Genomic DNA, 15,331 nt, shown 5'->3' with positions numbered 1-15,331 from the left:
GCCAATAAAGCACAACCCAAGTCCAAAAAAGCAGTGGAAGAATAATACCTACTCATCCGCCAGTTTCTCAAACCACGCATTGATCAACTCCCCAGAAAAGCCCTTTCGATACAGCGCTTGCCGCACTTTCATCTTACGCTGACTCTCCGGTTGTGCCCGATAACGTTGCCACAATTTTTCAGCCTGAGGGGCCATTAAATCAGCCTGATCATCATCACTCATTTCAAACGCAACTTCGTTCAATGCCTCGCCGACAACGTCAAAGGAATAACCGCGGTCAACTAAGCGTTTCTGTACCTTTTGGCGTTGTAGTCTGGGCGTCTCTTTACGGTATTGCCGCTGCAGTTTAGGCATCAGTTCTGCGAGTTTTTCTAACTGTTGATCAACACTATATTCATCGGCCAAGGCCTCATCGATGTAATTGACCTGAACGTGCTTTTGCTGCAGCGTCCGGCGAATAACGGTCGGTCCTTTATCGCTCGTTCGGCGCATCGTGCGCACGTAACTGTAGGCGTAGTGTTTGTCGTTCAACACCAGCTCCTCTTTTAATCGGGCGATAACGGCATCAATTGTGTCTGGGTCATACTCTTTTTTAACGAGGTAATCCACGGTTTCTTTTTCAGTACGCTGCTGATATGAGATGTAGCCAAGCGCCACTCCCCATGCTTGGGACTGCTGATCAGCATTTTCCAATTGTTCACGAAGGTTGTCGTCCACTTCGCTGCCCTTAAATAAGCGGAAGCGGACGAGTACGTCCTCGCTGACTGGAAACGCGTAGCGGCCATCTAAGTAAACATTGTACCGGCCGGCACGTTTCTGCGTTTCAATTTTAGTGATAACAGGAATCTTTTTATTTTCTGTAGACAAGGTTGGTTGATACCTCCCGTTTGATTTTGCTATACTGACGTTAATTCATAATAAACATGATCGAGGTAGAAAAATTATGGCAAGTGCTCACGTAGTATACGCAACAATCACTGGTAACAACGAAGACGTCGCTGACATCATCACTGATAAGCTGGAAGAGCTGGGCGTTGACGTTGAAGAAACTGAAATTTCCCAAACTGACGCTGAAGAGTTAAACGATGTGGATATCTGTGTCGTCTGCCCATACACGTATGATGAAGGCGAACTGCCTGAAGAGGGCATGGATTTTTACGAAGACCTGCAAGATCTCGATTTAACGGGTAAGGTCTATGGCGTTGCCGGTTCCGGTGATGTCTTTTACGAAGATGATTTCAACGTTGCTGTAGATGCTTTTAGCACAGCCTTTAAAACTGCAAAAGCAACTCAGGGTGCTGATGACGTTAAGATCAATTTGGAACCTGATGAAGAAGATATTCAGACGTTGGATGCCTTTGTGGAAAAAATTGTCGCTAAGGCCAACGCATAATCAGTTCATTTTTTAAACAACAAGGAGTTGGCGGTTTCCCAAGTGGTCACCGGCATCTCCTTTTTTTGACTCATTTTTTTGCGGTGTCGTGTTTTCGGTTAACTGCCGTTTTGGGTCCCTTGCCGGTGGTTGTCGGTCTTTTAGTCTTTAATTGCGACCGTGTTTTCGGTCTGGTCGTCGGTTTTACCTTACCTGTTCCCCTTGGCGGCGTCTTTGCCTTTGTGGGTGTCACGGTGGCCTTAGGTTGCCCAACCTGTTGTTTTTTGGCTAAGTGCTTTTTACGGCTCTGCCGGGCGGAATCCATAATTTGATTGACAAGGTGCATCTCTTGAATCTCGCCTTGAAACCACTCTTGGATCGTGGCGTTGATCACACCGCCAATCAGCAGAATCATCCCAGCAAGGTTCATCCACACCATTAAGACGATGAAGGTACTAATTGTTTTATAACTGGTCACATTATTTTCAAAGTAACGAATATAAATTGAAAAAACCTGTCCAAGGCCCAACCAGCCAACTGTCGTGACGAGGGCACCAGCCCATACGTAGCGGTATTTCACGCGGACAGACGGCACGATTGCATAAAGAATAAAGCCCAACAAAAAGATACCTACAAACGAAATTGGCCACTTGATGCTGCCGACAAATTGCGTCAGTCTCGGTGAGATTTGGAACCATGGTTTAGCGAGACGCATCAATGTTTCACTGAGCCCAAATAACAGTCCCAGAAGCGTGATAGCAATCACCAGCACCACAATGAAAATGAACGAAAAAAAGCGGCTGATGACGGCGTTGGTATTATGAATGCCGTACGCTTGATTAATACTGCGCTGAAACGCTGCAACCGCTTTGCTGGCAGACCAGATCGTGACGATGATCCCAATTGACAGTGTGCCGGTACTTCCCTGTTCAAGAAAGGACCGGATAACGGGGGCCAGTGTCTGGTAAACAGATGACGGCAGGACTGGTTTTAAATAGTTTAATACGATGGCCGACTTAATGTTCAAAAACGCAATTAAGTTACCCACAATCAAAAAGATTGGAAAAACCGACATCATCATGTAGTAGGACAGCACTGACGCTGAATCACTGACATTAGCCGATAAATAATGCGTCCAAAGCGCTTTTAAGAATAACTTAAAGCTTCGTTTTTGCATGTTGCTCCCCCGATAAACTAGTGTTGAAAGTGCGCTTGAATCGCATCAAGAATGTACTCTGAAGCACGGCCGTCACCGTACGGATTTTTAGCGTCCGCCATCTCTTGATAGGCTGTCTTGTCTGTCAATAACGTGGTTAATTCCTGTGTCACCTTTTGCGGATCAGTTCCAACTAACTTAAGCGTGCCAGCAGTTACACCCTCTGGCCGCTCCGTCTCGTCGCGTAGCACTAAAACTGGTTTTCCAAGGGATGGTGCCTCTTCTTGTACCCCTCCTGAGTCAGTCATGATCAAATAACTGCGAGCAGCTAAATTGTGAAAATCAACCACGTCAAGCGGATCAATCAAGTGAATCCGGTCAACGCCGCCTAAGACGTCGTGGGCAACGGACTGCACCTTTGGACTGAGATGGACAGGGTAAACGACTTCCACGTCAGGATGCTGCTCAACAACCTGCCGAATCGCTTTGAATACGCGACGCATTGGATCTCCCTGATTTTCGCGCCGGTGCATCGTCAATAAAATAATTCGGTGCTGATCATCAATGGCGTCTAACACAGCGTGGTGGTAATCTGCATTCACCGTTTGGTTCAAAGCATCGATGGCGGTGTTGCCAGTTACAAAAATATGACTTTCATCATGGTGCTCAGTCAATAAGTTCTGACGGCTTAATTCGGTTGGCGCAAAGTATAAATCAGCCAGCACATCCGTCAGCTGACGGTTCATTTCTTCTGGGTAAGGGGAATACTTGTCCCAGGTGCGCAGGCCTGCTTCGACATGCCCCAGCGGAATCTGATGATAAAACGCGCTGACACTCGCCGCAAACGTGGTGGTCGTGTCACCGTGGACAAGGATCAGGTCCGGCTTGGCTTCATTGATGACGTCATCAAGATGTGTCAGCACCCGGCTTGTAATCTGCGCCAAGGTTTGGTTAGGCTTCATAATGTTCAAATCATAATCAGGTGTAATCTTAAAGATTGCCAACACTTGGTCCAGCATTTCACGGTGTTGCGCAGTGACCACGGTGATGGGTTCAAAAACAGCCGGCGTTTGCTGCATCCGCAGGACAATGGGCGCCATTTTGATTGCTTCGGGCCTAGTTCCGAAGATGGTCATTACTTTAATTTTTGTCATTTTAAATTCACTCCAATTATTTTCGTCTATTATTATAGCAAACCCATGAAATTGATAACATCTTTCTTGGAGAAGTTTAATGTTCTGATTTGCAGTTACTTTTTTAAGCCGTTATTAATACCTACGACAATCAACGCTCTAGTTTTAAATGACTGGCTTTTTTTAAAATTAGTGACAAGCTTCCGTCATTTGCCAAATTAATTGTATATACCATACGACTGGTTTAACGGATTTTATTCATTTATATTGGCCAGAAGAACTATTTTAATAATATGGTGTTAGAAAGTAGAAAAGGTCGTAACCAAGTGACTAAGATCTGCGTTGAATGATACCTATTTTACTTTTCCCCAGTTTTTAGCGTGCGGTAATGGATGCCGGGACTGAAAATTTTTTGACTTTCATTTATTCTTTGGACGTGCTCCAGTGCACAACGACCTGAATCTACAAAGACACTGTCACAGAGCCCGTTTTCGGATTTCCTCTCTATGTTCTATTGCCGAAACGAGCTCCGAAAAGCAACGACTTGCACCTGGTGGGACGCTGTCAGGAAGCCAGGTTCAGACTTGTCCTTCTATGTTCTATTGCAGAAACGAGCTCCGAAAAGCAACGACTTGCACCTAGAGGGACGCTGTCAGGAAGCCAGGTTCAGGCTTGTCCTTCTATGCGCTATTGCCGAAACGAGCTCCGAAAAGCAACGGCTTGCACCTAGGGGGACGCTGTCAGGAAGCCAGGTTCAGGCTTCCTGACAGCGTCCCCCTAGGCTCCAGTCGTTAACCGCTTTTCTTCACTCTCTACCCCCTTTACCCAACTTTAACAAAGAAACACTTTGTTCTTCATAGGATTTAGCTTAGAATAGTGTATGAAAGTTCTAGGGAGAGAAGGTTTTTATTTATGCGTACCATCAGCCTGATTGTGCCTTGTTACAATGAGGAAGAATCTATTATGCTATTCTACGATGCTGTGGACAAAGTTTTTACCGGCATCAATGCTACCGGTGACAATTACCAGCCGGAATTCCAATTTGTAAATGATGGCTCCAGTGACAAAACACTTGAAATATTAAAACAATTACAAACTCAGCACCCGGAAACCGTGCACTACATTTCGTTCTCACGTAATTTTGGGAAGGAATCTGCCTTGGCTGCCGGGCTTGACGCTGCCACTGGCGACTTAGTTGCGGTGATGGACGTTGACCTGCAAGATCCACCTGAGCTCCTGCCGGAAATGATTCGGCTGATTGAGGAAGAAAACTATGATTGTGTTGGGACGATTCAAAAGGCACGTCGCGGACAAAGCCGGATTCGGGCTTTTCTGTCCTCACGCTTTTATAAAGTTATCGACTCAATGTCACAGGTTAATATTGAACCAAATGCCCGTGATTATCGGCTGATGACCCGGCAAATGGTCGATTCAATTACTGCCTTGCCGGAATACAATCGCTTTTCAAAGGGAATTTTTGCCTGGGTCGGTTATAAAACAAAATATCTGACCTACGAAAGCCAACCACGGGCTGCTGGTACCACTCACTGGTCACTCAGCATGCTGTTTAACTACGCCATCGACGGCATCATTGATTTCTCAGATGCACCGCTGCGGTTAGCCACATGGGTCGGGGGGATCTCCTTCTTCATTTCCATCTGCGGTCTCATTTTTGTCGTCCTGCGTGCCTTGATTGTCGGCGGTTCCGTTGCCGGCTGGCCAAGCATCGTCTCAATCATTTTGATGTTGGGCGGTCTGCAGTTGTTCTGCCTTGGGATCTTAGGCGAATACATTGGCAAAATTTATCTGGAAACCAAGCATCGGCCAAAGTATATCGTTAAAGAAAAAAAGTAGTGTTGTTTGAACAAGTCGCTGATCCGGCTTGTTTTTGTATCGTACAATGACCTGTAAAGAAAGGATTCACATGCAAACCCTCATCACCCTGTATCATAAATACGAATCTGTGATCTCCTACCTGTTCTTCGGTGGGCTGACCACCCTGATCAACATCGCGGTCTTCATCTGGCTCAGTCCGCACATCAACTATCAAATTGCCAACGTGATTGCCTGGTTTCTGTCCGTTCTCTTTGCTTTCATCACAAACAAGCTTTGGGTCTTCAAATCAAAATCAATGGCTTTGGGCACGTTTTTATGGGAAATGGGATCCTTCTTCTTTTTCCGCATCGCATCACTTGGTGTGGATGCGTTGATTCTGTGGATTGGAATTTCACTGTTGAATGGCAACAATCTCGTTGTGAAACTGATTGACCAGATTGTGGTTGTGATTTTAAACTACTTTTTCTCGAAGTGGTTTATCTTTAGAAAACAACAATAGTGTTGCGTAATACTGGGATTTAGAACCGAATCTTTTGAGATAAACACCTCTTTTAATACCTATCTCTATTAGTGATTGTATATACCATCAAATGTTAATTCTAAAAAATCTCACTCATGTTAACTCACGTGCTGAAAATATAATAGGCATATTCGTTCCACAATGTGATTTCGGCTATTGCATAATACAAAAACCTGTTGACAGTAGCCATACGACTAGGACAAGAAGTTTTCTTTTCTGTAAACAGCTTGATGTTTTTTTGGACGCCCAGTAAATCCGTGATAACCGTTCAAAAGCGACTGAGTGCAACCAAATAAGGCACCCCAGACAAAATCCAACTTCGGGATTTTTGTCTGGGGTGCCTTATTTTCTATGATTAAACCGGCCTTTTGTCACCCGCAGCTTCGCAGGATCAATCAAACCTTTGATTTTCGTGAGACCTTCTGGGCAACTGAGTCGCGACTGGTTGAGTAAGGTTGAACGTGACTAGGAGACAAGTCTGCTCGGCCATTAAAACGTCTTGTGATACGCCTTTAATTCAGCAGCCCATGTGTCTTCAGGTAATGACGCGCCACCGTGGCAGCTTTTTCATGTTTAAATGTGACATCGTAATTCATTTTCTGCATGTCAGTCGTCGTAATCTTGCCAGCCAATTTTGACAGTGCCCGCTTCACTTCAGGATGACGATCTGCAAACGTTGTCGTCATCAGTGGTGCGCCCTGATAAGGTGGGAAGAAATGCTTGTTATCTTTTAGAACAACAAGGTGATCTTTCTGAATTTCAGGGTCGGTCGTGTAACCGTCAACCACTTTTACCCGGTGGTCAGCAATGGCTTCGTAACGAATACTGGACTCCATCGTTTTTACCGTGCCGATGTGCAACCCATAAGCCTTCTTCAGCCCCGGATATCCATCTGCTTGGTGGTAGAAATCCGGGTCAAAGGCCGCGGTTGCCTTGTCGCCGACCTTTGCAAGGTCACTGATAGTTTTAAGATGGTACTTCTTCGCAAAGCTGCGGCTAACGGCAAGGTCGTAGCCATTTTGATACGCCATCGGTTTCAGATAAGTCATTTGATTATCCTTGGCGAGCGCCGTTTTCGCCTTTTTGTAAGTGACTTCAGGATTGTGCGGCGTCTTCCCCTTCTCCTTCACGATGGCCTGCAGAACAGTCCCTGTAAACTCTGGGTAAACATCAATTTGCTTGCTCTCCAGTGCCTTAAACAGAAAACTCGTCCCACCGAAGTTGGGCTTCACGACCACCTTAGTTTTTGGTGATTCTTGCTGGATCAGATCTTTGTACATGTTAATGAGAATTTCAGGTTCACTGCCCATTTTGCCAGCAATGGTAATCGTCTGCCGGCTCGGTGCGAAGTATTTAAACGCACCGGCTCCGCAAGCAATCAGGAATACGCAGAGGGTCACAATGACCCCGCGTTTTGTGAAGTGCACCCGTTCCAGCAACCGAATCAATGCACTGAAAACAATGGCCAAAATGGCTGATAACACCGCCCCAATAAGTAGGAGCGCGTTGTTATTGTTTTCAATCCCTAAAATGATATAAGTTCCCAGACCGCCAGCGCCAATCAGGGCTGCTAAAGTGGCCGTTCCAATGATCATGACGGTCGCGATTCGCAATCCCGAAAGGATCATCGGCATCGCGAGCGGCAGCTCAAGCCGAAAGAGTTTTCGACTGCGGGACAGCCCAAACGCTGTGGCCGCTTCTTCCAAACTCGGGTCAATGTCGGTTAAACCCGCATATGTGTTTTGAAACAACGGCATGATGGCATAAATGACCAGTGCGATGATGGCAGGAACAGTTCCGATACCGACAAATGGAATCAGAATTCCCAAAATTGCTAAACTGGGAATCGTTTGGAACACACCGGCAACCTGCAGGAAAAATTCGGCGATCCGGTGATGATTCATCAGCGCAATCGCCAAGGGAATCGCAATCAGGCATGCAATCAGCAACGAAATCAAGGAGATGGCAATGTGTTCGCCGATGGCCTGCCAAATCTGACCGCTCTGGGTGCGTAACACTTCTTCAATTTGTTTAAACAAGGGCCTCACCTCCCGCAGCTAAAAAGTCCAGAAGGTCATCCATTGTGATTTTAAACAAACGCCCACCGCTGTGAGTAACCACGCCATCGGGATGCTGACGCAACGTGGTCACCAGATCCGCAGTGGTAATGAGCGCGTCAACTTGCGGCAGCGACTGGGCTTCGGACTCATCGATAACCGTGCAGGTCTGTGCCTGCTTCAACAGCTCAACAACCGGTTTGTCCGTCTTAGAAATGCCAGAGAAAAATGACCGAACAATATCGTTTGCCGGGTGGTCCAACAGAGCTTGCGGCGTGGCAATCTGCTGCATATCGCCCTCCGCCATGACGCCGATTCTGTCCCCAAGGCGCAGGGCCTCGTTCATGTCGTGCGTCACGAAGAGAATCGTTGAGTTATACTTCTGGTGAATCTGCAGTACAAGATCTTGCAGATTATGCCGCGACACAGGGTCCAAGGCACTAAATGGTTCATCCATCAACACTACTTTAGGTCGGGCGGCAATCGCCCGAATAATGCCGACACGCTGCTGTTCTCCGCCGGAAAGTTCCGATGGCATCCGGTGGGCATACTTCTCTGCCGGCAGCCCAACCGTGTTCAGCAAGTCCGCAGCAATTTGCTTGCGTTCAGCAGTCGGTCGTTTCATTTCTTCCAACTGAATCCCAATGTTATCTTCAATGGTTAAATTCGGAAATAAACTGATATTTTGTAACACATACCCCATTTGTAACCGTAGTTTTCGAATGTCATATTCCTTGATTCGTTTGCCGTCAAAATAGATGTTGCCATCCGTCGGAACGACTAAACCATTCAACATCTTCAACGCGGTGGTCTTCCCAGTACCACTTGGCCCCACCAGCACAAACAGTTCCCCATCTTCAATCGTAAAGTTGATGTGGTGCAGCACCTGCGTGTCATCACTGTAGTGCATTCCCACATCGCGATATTCTATCATCCCTCAATTCCTCCTTGAGTGGTTAAAAGTTAATCCCAGCGAACCGCTTTTATACAGGGAAATCAGTCATTTGATCGGCTTATACACAAACGTATAACAGTCACAAATTATGAATTCCACTTGATATGACGCAGTCGCCAGCTTGGTGCGTTAACTCATTTTCCGTTGTTTCTTTCAACAACGTTGGCGATCTTTGGATAACTGGCCGTTACCCGAACATCTGTTTAAAAGCTTACCACTTTTCCACTCACAACCTCTTCCAAACGCCTCATATTTGCTGATTTAATTGAGTGTTTCACCAACCACAATCGTTGCCATTAGCTTTTCGACATACCAATCAAAAAGTGTCCTTTTTTTGACAAAAAAACAGATCAGCGAACTGGTCTGTTTTTTGCTTATGATAGTTCTAATGGCCTTCCTGAAGATCCTTCAAGAAATCGGCCACAATCGTGAGTTCCTCTGGACTATATTTTTCCACCAGCCGGGCGTGCTGCTGGTCCAGCAAGTCGCCAAGCTCGTTTTGAATCGTGACGACCTTGCTGCCCGTCTTGGTCAGTTGAAAAGTCGCCTGTTTAATATCTTCGTGTGAACGGGTCACAAATCCCAACCGGGAGAGTTTGTTGACATTTTTTGTAATGACCCCCATTTTCAAGTCCAGCTCGGCAATCAGTCCCTCGGCCGTTACGGGTTCGGAAAGCTTGATCTGCTGAAGCAGGCGTAAATTCAAAGTCGTTAGTTGTGAAATGGCATACTGTAAATCACGGTTAGGCACGTGTAACTGAATCCACTGCCGTTCAAAATTATTATCCTGTGCGCGGGTGTTAATAATGTTGATGAGTGGATTTTCGATATGATGTTTATAAAAATCTAACTTTTCCAATCAGTCATCCCTCGTTTTCATTGACACCTGAAACTATATCATAAATCACCCGCTAAGGCTAATGCAGACCACTTCATTGAACTTTAAAACCTCATGAGAAATGGGACCTAATTGTTGAAACCACTTACAATTTGCTTCAAAATGAAGGTGGTAAATAAAATAGAAAAGAGTTGATCCTAATGTATAACAACATTGTCGTTCCACTAGACGGAAGTCACAACGCTCAGTTAGCTTTGGGAGAGGCAATCAAGCTGGCGCGAACTTTCAACGCCACCCTACACCTGGTCAATGTCGCTGATGACAAGCGACTCATTTATGAAGTCACCGGCACGGGTATCGCTAATTCCGGCGGTTACTACAGTGAATTGGCCGATCACGCAAACGAAATTCTGGCGGCTGGCAAGGCTCAGGCAGATAAGGAAGACTTTCCTGTCACGACTGAGATTCTGCACGGCAATCCCAAGCAGGTCATTGCCACAGAATATCCAAAGGATTACGATGTTGATCTGATTATCATGGGTAAATCCGGGACAGATGCAATTGACCGGTTGTTGGTGGGTTCAACCACCGCCTATGTGGTGCGTAACGCCACTGTGAATGTGTTGGTCGTAGCGGAGCCTAGCGTTAAATAATTGCCATTCAAGCCTTCTAAGCTCGTTTATGACGGCTCATTTCCGGGTCCTCGGGTAACTCCCGAAAACTAAGCCGTGGACAGAGCGAGTCCCCTTACGATATAAAAAAGAAGCCATCTGAAGTCAAAATGTGACTTTCAGATGGCTTCTTTTTTATTCAGGACACAATTATTTGTGCCCGTTAATTTCCTATGATTAGTCAAGAAAATTAATTGGATAAATACGCTTTCTGGCAACTCAATCAAACCAAGTTCCCAAAGTTGGCAGTTCAACGCCTAGCACGCTTTGTTTCAATTGCAATGACCCCACCCGGGCTCGAACCGGAATCAGCCGCTTAGGAGGCGGGTGCCCTATCCAGTTGTGCTATGGGGCCAGCAAAACGAACACTCAATATTTTCTCATTGTTACTGCAGAATGTAAAGGTGTTCGCGAGAGTATGGGTCAGTCTTGGCGCTTATGGCGCATACCCTTACGCTTGGAGTGCTTATTTTTCTTATGGCGTTTTGGCGTTGCGACTGGGTTTTGACGTGGTTTCGCACTTGCTGCAGAGTGCGCAGTCTTCTCGGTGGCAGACGCCTGACTTTGAGTGGCCTGTTCAGTTGATGTGCTAGTCGTCGTTTTCGATGATGCACTTGTTTCAGACTGAACTGCGCTGGACTCAGACACACAGGGTTCGGTGGTCAGTCGATGGGCGTTGTAGTAAATCGGCACCAACTGATAATCCGTGTCTTTCAACATCCGTTTTAAATCACGAAAATCGTGGTCATCGCCAAGGTTGATGACCTGCCCCGGTTCGCCCATCCGTCCCGTTCGCCCGGTCCGGTGGGTGTACGCGTTGGCAGAACGCGGCAGTTCGTAATTGACAACCGCCGGCAACTTTGCAATATCTAATCCCCTTGCGGCAACATCCGTGGACAATAATAACTTCACGCGACCCAGTCGAAAATCAGTGAGGGCCTTTTGCCGATCCGTTTGTCGCTGGTTGGCCGTTAAGGTAGCCACTGGCGCATGATGATGGATAAGCCAGCTCTTGGCTTGCTGCAGGGACCCCATGTGACTGAAGAACACCAGCCCCTTAAACTGCTTGACAGTGGCAAGTTTGGACAGCATCCCCGCCTTTTTGAAGTTTGAAACGCTCAGCAATCCATGCCGCACTTCACCCTGAGTGGTATCAATGTCACGGACATCGTAACGGGTCACAGGCTGACCGAACCATTTTTCAAGTTCTTGCAGGATTGGCGTCTCGGTGGCTGAAAAGAAGCCTAATTGCACTTCCGACGGTGCCGATTGCATAATATACCGCACAGTGTCAAGAGTCTCACCATCCAAAAGATCATCGGCTTCGTCAATGATGACCGTCTGCAGATCGCTCATTTTCAGTTTATGATCATCCGCCAGATTTTGGATTCGTCCCGGCGTCCCAACCACGATCTCAGGATGTTTTTTAAGCTGGTCCAACTGGTTTTTAATGTTAGCGCCGCCCGTTAAAGCAGTCACCTTCAGGTCAACAAGCTGGGCAAAGCTCCGCGTCACGTTAGTCAGCTGCATCGCCAACTCTTGGGACGGCGCGATAATCATCGCTTGGATTCCCATTCCAGGTGCTAAGCGTTCCAGCATGGGTACCACAAAGCCCAGCGTCTTCCCAGAGCCGGTCGGTGCCAGGCCAAGCACACTCTCACCGTTTTTAATCGGCTCATACACAGCGGTTTGAATGGGTGACAATTTGTCGAAGCCCAGCTTTTCAAAACGTTTTTCAAATTCAGTTATCATTAATTAGAGTCTCTCATTTCTATTAATTGGCGTGCCTCATTAAGCGCGGTCAAAACTAGTCGTTTGGCTCGTCCGCAAAAACAATGCCGCCGTTTTGACGTAAATTGTACAGCACTTTATTGACCTGCAGACTTAGATCCAACCACCGTTTATAATCAGCTTGATTGGCAGGAGCCTCGGGATCGTTCAGAACTCGGGCGAAGTCCCTGACCTCTGGCAGCATTGGGTTGTCAGTAACCGGCGTGCTGATGACTGTTTCGTGCCCATCAACATCGAAGTAGCTGGCATGGGTCAATTCCCCAGCATCATCGATCACAACGGTGTCCTTCAAGCCGTATATCTCAGACGGCATGTGCGAATTGGTGGTCTTCCCAAAATTAAGGGTGACGTCAAAATCATCATACCGTAAAATGGCAACCCCTTTGCCGTCAACGCCAGTTTGGATTCGTTGCGGGAAGTAAGCCACTTCCTGCGGTAACCCAAACAGTGCAACGGCATCGTAAACGGGATAAACGCCCAGGTCTTGAAGCGCCCCGCCGGCAAATTTCAACGAAAATACATTTGGTTCTTCGCCGGCTAATACTTTATCATACCGGGATGAATATTTCATGTAGGTAAAATTACCGCCCTGAACGGTTGGCATCGCCGCAACCTGCTTGGCAATGGCCACAAAGTTCGGTGTGTGAATGTTTCTAGCAGCTTCAAAGTAGTGTAATGCCGGTTTTTCAGCCAACAGCCCCTGCACCGTTGTCATTTGGGCCTGAGTGGCAAAGGCCGGCTTTTCAATAATGACATTTTTATCAGCTTTTATGGCTTGCACGGTTTGTTGATAGTGTAAACTATTAGGTGACGCAATATAAACAGTATCAAAATCACCATCCGTAAAGAAGTTATCCAAAGACTCATAAAATTGTGTGGCCCCGTTTGGTTCACCAAACGCCTTTGCGGTCGCTTGTTTGCGGGAATACACCGCCGTTAATTGATAGTCCCCTGAAGCGCGAGCAGCATCCACAAATTGCTGGGTGATCCAGTTCGTCCCAATAATGCCAAATTTAATCATGGTTGTAACCTCCTTCAATAACTCTTACAATTATGATACCAGCTATTATATTCAGATGATACGCATTAGATTGGATTTCCCTTAAAATCGTACAAAACGCTAGGGACAGTTTTTTATTCATGTTATATTTATATCAAACGTGTGAGGAGGTCGGTTAAATGAATGCAAAAGATATGCTGAAGAACGGGCAATCATTTTTCCGCGGCTTCCTGCCAAAACAAAAGCATACCAAGCAAAGCAAAAAAGTATCTCCAATTATTTTCGTTGGTTCCTGGCAGCTGCAGCTCTCCGACAACGCCCGAATTCATTCGCTGGTCATCGGGCCGGACCTAACTGTCAATATTGACCACCGCACCATTCCGGCCCAAGTCGAATCACTGACCAGTGACTCGCTGGTCTTGTTGGATCACTATGGGTATCACATCACAATTCAAGCCGATAATGACGTGCCTGTGCAATTATTCGATGAGGCTGATGATGTGTATTACGTGATCTCACCGGTACAGGATCAGTGATGCATTAAATTAAATATGGTCTTCAGGCTGGCGCGACTAATATGTGACCGAATCAAAAATTCGTATTACCGATCATCATTTCTAAACGTGTGCCTTTAGTACTGACGATCCATTTTACCTAAATGAACAGCAACCGACCCCTTCCGGTCATCTAAAAGACCCCGACTACCCTCAAATGAGTGTTAGTTGGGGTCTTTCATATGCTTTGAACAGTACCGCTTTTTGTTTCTGCGTTGTGTTGCCTATGATGAGTCAAGGAGATAAGGCCAAAACACGCTTTCTTAGCGGGCATTCGGAAGCCAGCCGAAAGAAATCAGAAACCGTCCATCTAATCGCGGTTAGTGACCAATCCAAGACTCAGATTACCATTCCCATTAACAGTGCTTACATTCTGATCTCTAACGGCTCCCTTTCAGACTACTCAGTCGTCAGCCATTAAAGAATGGCGCACCATCAACTGACTTTCCACTTGAATGACCTGAGGCGCGTCCGTTTTACCTGTAAAAGCTTGCGTCAAGACCTCGGCCGCACGCTGCCCCATTAATTTTGGCTGTTGCTGAATCGTCGTAATCTGCGGTTGCATGAGCTCCGCGACATTCCAATCATCAAATGCGGTTAGACCAACATCGGTTGGAATCGTAATATGAAATTCAGCCAGCAAAGTCCGCACCTGCATTAAAACTGTCCCCTTTAGACAATAAATTGCCGTTTTGACTGCAAAATTATCGGTTTCCGTCATCAATTTTGAGTATAGCAATTCTTTTGTGAGACCGTTTTTAAGTTCCAGATGGGTTACCTGAGTATCAGTGCCGATGGCTGCGTCCTTAACAGCGCGGTACCGGTCCATCCGTACCGCGTTTTCCGCCAGTGGTTCACTGACAACCAGAATTCGCGCGTAACCCATTCGGATCATTAACTGAGCCAGGACCTTGGAATAAGCGTAGTTATCCGTTGTTACTTCAGGCCAAGTTTGAGGGATAATTTTCCGGTCAACAATTACGACTGGCGTATCATTTGCCTTTAAATATGCGTAATCGCTTGCCTTCTCACTCATTGGCTGGAGAATAATCCCATCAACTTGCAAATCTAATAACCGCTGCAACTGTTCATGCTCCCGTGCCAATGAGCTATCCGAATTCATCAAAAGAATCTGATACCCGCTTGTTTCAAATACTTCATCAGCACCTTTAAACAAAATCGAGGAGAAAATGTTTTCAATATCCGCAACGACGACGCCAATCAAGTGGGTGGATTGAATTTTCAAAGATTGTGCCTGACGATTAATATGATAACCTGTTTCATCAATTACTTTTTGAATTTTCTCACGCGTCTCAAGTGCCATTTTTTCGTAATGGCCGTTAATAAAGCGTGAAACCGTTGCCGTTGACACCCCGGCTAATTTTGCGATTTCACTAATTGTAACCCTTTTTTTCTTCAACATTGTCACCCAGCTTCAACTTCCAATT

Annotated in this window: 15 protein-coding genes and 1 tRNA gene; 6 read left to right on the top strand and 10 right to left on the bottom strand. The window is 46.3% G+C overall.

The genetic code is table 11. The features are described 5' to 3' along the window. Positions 1–48 precede the first annotated feature (48 nt). Entirely contained in the window at positions 49–867 is an 819-nt protein-coding gene (gene recX / locus FC82_RS12140) for a recombination regulator RecX (RefSeq protein ID WP_056997143.1), read from the bottom strand. Between the two features lie 76 nt (positions 868–943). Here recX and FC82_RS12135 point away from each other — a divergent pair, with 76 nt between their 5' ends. Next, positions 944–1,393, top strand: a complete 450-nt coding sequence (locus FC82_RS12135) for a flavodoxin (RefSeq protein WP_054762516.1) — start codon at positions 944–946, stop codon at positions 1,391–1,393. A 70-nt stretch (positions 1,394–1,463) separates the two neighbouring features. Here FC82_RS12135 and FC82_RS12130 read toward each other — a convergent pair whose 3' ends face one another. Both FC82_RS12130 and wecB read right to left on the bottom strand, forming a co-directional pair. Beyond that, positions 1,464–2,549, bottom strand: coding sequence for a YihY/virulence factor BrkB family protein (locus FC82_RS12130; RefSeq protein WP_056997142.1), 1,086 nt, complete (start codon positions 2,547–2,549; stop codon positions 1,464–1,466). Between the two features lie 17 nt (positions 2,550–2,566). Further along, on the bottom strand, positions 2,567–3,682 hold the full coding sequence (gene wecB / locus FC82_RS12125) for a non-hydrolyzing UDP-N-acetylglucosamine 2-epimerase (RefSeq protein WP_054762522.1): 1,116 nt from the start codon (positions 3,680–3,682) through the stop codon (positions 2,567–2,569). Between the two features lie 891 nt (positions 3,683–4,573). On the opposite strand from wecB, the gene FC82_RS12120 reads away from it, so the two are divergent. Beyond that, complete coding sequence (locus FC82_RS12120) at positions 4,574–5,515, top strand: glycosyltransferase family 2 protein (RefSeq protein ID WP_056997141.1); 942 nt, start codon at positions 4,574–4,576, stop codon at positions 5,513–5,515. A 70-nt stretch (positions 5,516–5,585) separates the two neighbouring features. Then, complete coding sequence (locus tag FC82_RS12115; RefSeq protein ID WP_054760025.1) at positions 5,586–5,996, top strand: GtrA family protein; 411 nt, start codon at positions 5,586–5,588, stop codon at positions 5,994–5,996. A gap of 533 nt (positions 5,997–6,529) precedes the next feature. Here the strand turns inward: FC82_RS12115 and FC82_RS12110 are convergent. The 3 genes from FC82_RS12110 to FC82_RS12100 form a co-directional block, all read right to left on the bottom strand. Continuing rightward, complete coding sequence (locus FC82_RS12110) at positions 6,530–8,056, bottom strand: ABC transporter permease/substrate-binding protein (protein WP_056997140.1); 1,527 nt, start codon at positions 8,054–8,056, stop codon at positions 6,530–6,532. Further along, positions 8,049–9,008 carry an ATP-binding cassette domain-containing protein gene (locus tag FC82_RS12105; protein WP_054760024.1) on the bottom strand — a complete coding sequence of 320 codons (960 nt, stop codon included), beginning with the start codon at positions 9,006–9,008 and terminating at the stop codon, positions 8,049–8,051. Before FC82_RS12105 ends, FC82_RS12110 begins: the two co-directional genes overlap by 8 nt. Positions 9,009–9,414: 406 nt before the next feature. Further along, entirely contained in the window at positions 9,415–9,888 is a 474-nt protein-coding gene (locus FC82_RS12100; RefSeq protein ID WP_056997139.1) for a MarR family transcriptional regulator, read from the bottom strand. A 179-nt stretch (positions 9,889–10,067) separates the two neighbouring features. Between FC82_RS12100 and FC82_RS12095 the strand changes: the two genes are divergently transcribed. Then, positions 10,068–10,520, top strand: a complete 453-nt coding sequence (locus FC82_RS12095) for a universal stress protein (protein ID WP_054760018.1) — start codon at positions 10,068–10,070, stop codon at positions 10,518–10,520. A 300-nt stretch (positions 10,521–10,820) separates the two neighbouring features. Here the strand turns inward: FC82_RS12095 and FC82_RS12090 are convergent. The 3 genes from FC82_RS12090 to FC82_RS12080 all read right to left on the bottom strand — a co-directional run bounded on the left by FC82_RS12090 (position 10,821) and on the right by FC82_RS12080 (position 13,350). Then, positions 10,821–10,893, bottom strand: a tRNA-Arg gene (locus FC82_RS12090). 68 nt (positions 10,894–10,961) lie between these two features. Further along, positions 10,962–12,290 (bottom strand): DEAD/DEAH box helicase, encoded by a 1,329-nt coding sequence (locus FC82_RS12085; protein WP_056997138.1) that lies wholly within the window; start codon positions 12,288–12,290, stop codon positions 10,962–10,964. Positions 12,291–12,345: 55 nt separating this feature from the next. After that, positions 12,346–13,350, bottom strand: coding sequence for a Gfo/Idh/MocA family protein (locus FC82_RS12080; RefSeq protein ID WP_056997137.1), 1,005 nt, complete (start codon positions 13,348–13,350; stop codon positions 12,346–12,348). A 158-nt stretch (positions 13,351–13,508) separates the two neighbouring features. Here FC82_RS12080 and FC82_RS12075 point away from each other — a divergent pair, with 158 nt between their 5' ends. Both FC82_RS12075 and FC82_RS16755 read left to right on the top strand, forming a co-directional pair. Then, positions 13,509–13,865: a DUF4828 domain-containing protein gene (locus tag FC82_RS12075; RefSeq protein ID WP_056997136.1), complete on the top strand. Its 357-nt coding sequence runs from the start codon at positions 13,509–13,511 to the stop codon at positions 13,863–13,865. A 175-nt stretch (positions 13,866–14,040) separates the two neighbouring features. Next, the gene (locus FC82_RS16755) at positions 14,041–14,304 is read left to right on the top strand and encodes a hypothetical protein (protein ID WP_162260951.1); all 264 of its coding nucleotides are present in this window, start codon (positions 14,041–14,043) and stop codon (positions 14,302–14,304) included. On the opposite strand, the gene FC82_RS12070 is transcribed toward FC82_RS16755, so the two are convergent. Next, on the bottom strand, positions 14,287–15,306 hold the full coding sequence (locus FC82_RS12070) for a LacI family DNA-binding transcriptional regulator (RefSeq protein ID WP_056997179.1): 1,020 nt from the start codon (positions 15,304–15,306) through the stop codon (positions 14,287–14,289). The two genes, FC82_RS16755 and FC82_RS12070, sit on opposite strands and share 18 nt — an antisense overlap. Positions 15,307–15,331: the final 25 nt, after the last annotated feature.

The sequence above is a fragment of the Secundilactobacillus collinoides DSM 20515 = JCM 1123 genome (genome assembly GCF_001435975.1).
Classification (GTDB): Bacteria; Bacillota; Bacilli; order Lactobacillales; family Lactobacillaceae; genus Secundilactobacillus; species Secundilactobacillus collinoides.
Note: the sequence above shows the minus strand (reverse complement) of the source record. Positions and strands in the feature narration are given on the sequence as shown.

Excerpts from the sequence above, each read along its gene's own strand:
- FC82_RS12085 (WP_056997138.1), bottom strand. The coding sequence starts at position 12,290 with ATGATAACTGAATTTGAAAAACGTTTTGAAAAGCTGGGCTTCGACAAA.
- FC82_RS12130 (WP_056997142.1), bottom strand. The coding sequence starts at position 2,549 with ATGCAAAAACGAAGCTTTAAGTTATTCTTAAAAGCGCTTTGGACGCAT.
- FC82_RS12070 (WP_056997179.1), bottom strand. The coding sequence starts at position 15,306 with ATGTTGAAGAAAAAAAGGGTTACAATTAGTGAAATCGCAAAATTAGCC.
- FC82_RS16755 (WP_162260951.1), top strand. The coding sequence starts at position 14,041 with ATGAGTGTTAGTTGGGGTCTTTCATATGCTTTGAACAGTACCGCTTTT.
- FC82_RS12115 (WP_054760025.1), top strand. The coding sequence starts at position 5,586 with ATGCAAACCCTCATCACCCTGTATCATAAATACGAATCTGTGATCTCC.
- wecB (WP_054762522.1), bottom strand. The coding sequence starts at position 3,682 with ATGACAAAAATTAAAGTAATGACCATCTTCGGAACTAGGCCCGAAGCA.
- FC82_RS12105 (WP_054760024.1), bottom strand. The coding sequence starts at position 9,008 with ATGATAGAATATCGCGATGTGGGAATGCACTACAGTGATGACACGCAG.
- FC82_RS12080 (WP_056997137.1), bottom strand. The coding sequence starts at position 13,350 with ATGATTAAATTTGGCATTATTGGGACGAACTGGATCACCCAGCAATTT.
- FC82_RS12095 (WP_054760018.1), top strand. The coding sequence starts at position 10,068 with ATGTATAACAACATTGTCGTTCCACTAGACGGAAGTCACAACGCTCAG.
- FC82_RS12135 (WP_054762516.1), top strand. The coding sequence starts at position 944 with ATGGCAAGTGCTCACGTAGTATACGCAACAATCACTGGTAACAACGAA.
- FC82_RS12120 (WP_056997141.1), top strand. The coding sequence starts at position 4,574 with ATGCGTACCATCAGCCTGATTGTGCCTTGTTACAATGAGGAAGAATCT.
- FC82_RS12075 (WP_056997136.1), top strand. The coding sequence starts at position 13,509 with ATGAATGCAAAAGATATGCTGAAGAACGGGCAATCATTTTTCCGCGGC.